This is a genomic window from Dorea sp. ICN-14282 (assembly GCF_037890115.1).
Classification (GTDB): domain Bacteria; phylum Bacillota; class Clostridia; order Lachnospirales; family Lachnospiraceae; genus Dorea_B; species Dorea_B phocaeensis.
In genome coordinates, this window is record NZ_JBBKBH010000008.1 from 1 (window position 1) to 3,100 (window position 3,100).

Annotated in this window: 1 rRNA gene; it reads right to left on the reverse strand. The window is 50.5% G+C overall.

Features of this window, described 5'->3' with window-relative positions:
* Positions 1 to 16 precede the first annotated feature (16 nt).
* Positions 17 to 2,906 (reverse strand): 23S ribosomal RNA (locus WKT00_RS11800).
* Positions 2,907 to 3,100 lie beyond the last annotated feature (194 nt).

The window sequence follows — 3,100 nt, forward strand, 5'->3', positions numbered from 1 at the left end:
TTACCTATCACCTTGCTTGGTCATGCCCTCGACCGATTAGTAACAGTCAGCTACATGTGTTACCACACTTCCACCTCTGTCCTATCTACCTCGTCGTCTTCAAGGGGTCTTACTACTTTCGTAGGGATATCTCATCTTGAGGGGGGCTTCACGCTTAGATGCCTTCAGCGTTTATCCCGTCCCGGCTTGGCTACTCTGCCATGAACCTGGTAGTTCAACAGATACACCAGCGGCCAGTCCACCCCGGTCCTCTCGTACTAAGGGCAGCTCCTCTCAAATATCCTACGCCCACGCCGGATAGGGACCGAACTGTCTCACGACGTTCTGAACCCAGCTCGCGTACCGCTTTAATGGGCGAACAGCCCAACCCTTGGGACCTACTTCAGCCCCAGGATGCGATGAGCCGACATCGAGGTGCCAAACCACTCCGTCGATGTGAACTCTTGGGAGTGATAAGCCTGTTATCCCCAGGGTAGCTTTTATCCGTTGAGCGATGGCAATCCCACTTTATACCACCGGATCACTAAGTCCTACTTTCGTACCTGCTCCACCCGTCGGTGTCGCAGTCAAGCCCTCTTCTGCCTTTGCACTCTACGAATGGTTTCCGTCCATTCTGAGAGGACCTTTGAGCGCCTCCGATACCCTTTCGGAGGCGACCGCCCCAGTCAAACTCCCCACCTGACATTGTCCCCAGACCGGTTCACGGCCTCTGGTTAGAAACCCAATACTGCAAGGGTGGTATCCCAACAGCGGCTCCATGGCTACTGGCGTAACCACTTCTTTGCCTCCCACCTATCCTGTACATGCAATACCGAATCCCAGTATCAAGCTGGAGTAAAGCTCCATGGGGTCTTTCCGTCCTGGCGCAGGTAACCAGCATCTTCACTGGTATTTCAATTTCACCGGGTGCATTGTTGAGACAGTGCCCAAATCATTACGCCTTTCGTGCGGGTCGGAACTTACCCGACAAGGAATTTCGCTACCTTAGGACCGTTATAGTTACGGCCGCCGTTTACTGGGGCTTAAGTTCAAAGCTTCGCGAATGCTAACTTCTCCCCTTAACCTTCCAGCACCGGGCAGGCGTCAGCCCATATACTTCACCTTTCGGTTTTGCATAGACCTGTGTTTTTGCTAAACAGTTGCTTGGGCCAATTCTCTGCGGCCAGCTCTCACTGGCACTCCTTCTCCCGAAGTTACGGAGTCATTTTGCCGAGTTCCTTAACAATGCTTCTCCCGTCGGCCTTAGGATTCTCTCCTCATCCACCTGTGTCGGTTTACGGTACGGGCACAAACTAAACAATAGCGGCTTTTCTTGACGCATGGCTCACATACTTCCCTACTTCTGTTCGGTCCGCATCACGCCTTTGGATTGAAGAGCGGATTTGCCTACCCTTCTCCTACTTCGCTTGCGCCGGTCTTTCCATTCCCGGCTTATGCTTTCCACACGTGTCCCCACAGTTCTGTTAGTTTGTGGTACAGGAATTTCCACCTGTTATCCATCGACTACGTCTTTCGACCTCGCCTTAGGCCCCGACTTACCCAGAGCAGATCAGCTTTACTCTGGAAACCTTAGATATTCGGCCGGAAGGATTCTCACCTTCCTCTCGCTACTCATTCCGGCATTCTCTCTTCGATGCAATCCACAGCTCCTTCCGGTACTGCTTCGTCTCGCATCCAATGCTCCTCTACCAATCAACATTCGTTGATTCCTGAGCTTCGGTAGTGTGTTTCAGCCCCGGACATTTTCGGCGCAGGACCTCTCGACTAGTGAGCTATTACGCACTCTTTGAATGTATGGCTGCTTCTAAGCCAACATCCTAGTTGTCTTTGAAATCCCACATCCTTTTCCACTTAACACACATTTTGGGACCTTAGCTGCAGGTCTGGGCTCTTTCCCTTTCGACTACCCAACTTATCTCGTGCAGTCTGACTCCCATACATCATCTACGCGGCATTCGGAGTTTGATATTCTTCGGTAAGCTTTGACGCCCCCTAGGAAATTCAGTGCTCTACCTCCGCAAGACTCGTATGAGGCTAGCCCTAAAGCTATTTCGAGGAGAACCAGCTATCTCCGGGTTCGATTGGAATTTCTCCCCTATCCACACCTCATCCCCACCCTTTTCAACGGATGTGGGTTCGGTCCTCCATTGCCTTTTACGGCAACTTCAACCTGGACATGGATAGATCACCCGGTTTCGGGTCTACTCTGACTGACTCCTCGCCCTATTAAGACTTGGTTTCCCTTCGGCTCCACACCTTAAAGTGCTTAACCTTGCCAGCCAGCGTAACTCGCCGGACCGTTCTACAAAAAGTACGCGGTTCATCATATAAAGATGTTCCACAGCTTGTAAACATATGGTTTCAGGTTCTTTTTCACTCCCCTCCCGGGGTTCTTTTCACCGTTCCTTCACAGTACTATGCGCTATCGGTCACTAAGGAGTATTTAGCCTTACGGGGTGGTCCCCGCTCCTTCAGTCAAGGTTTCACGTGTCTCGACCTACTCTGGATCCCGCCTTGTCCTTCTCTCTTTCGCTTACGGGGCTTTCACCCTCTCTGGCTGGCTTTCCCAAAACCATTCTGCTAAAGATCTGGAATCAATTCCGCGGTCCGAACCCCGGAGTGCACGCACTCCGGTTTGGGCTCTTTCGATTTCGCTCGCCGCTACTTTCGAAATCACTGTTGTTTTCTCTTCCTCCGGCTACTTAGATGTTTCAGTTCACCGGGTTCCCTTCCTTACGTTATGTATTGGCGTAAGGATACTTGAGGTTTGCTCAAGTGGGTTTCCCCATTCAGATATCTCCGGATCATAGGATATTTGCTCCTCCCCGAAGCTTTTCGCAGCTTATCACGTCTTTCATCGGCTCTTAGTGCCAAGGCATCCACCATACGCTCTTTCTAGCATGACCAACAGATCAGAGAAACGGGTTGTTCTCTCATCGACACCGATATAGCGTTATCGGCGTTGGTTCTAGGTTTGTTGTTTTACTTCGTTGTCTCGAAGTGTTGTAATTATTACCTGTTATAACAATTACCTCGGATGTCTTGTTTAAGATATTTATCTTAACTTTCATTTCTTATATGCGGTTTTCAAGGTACATAT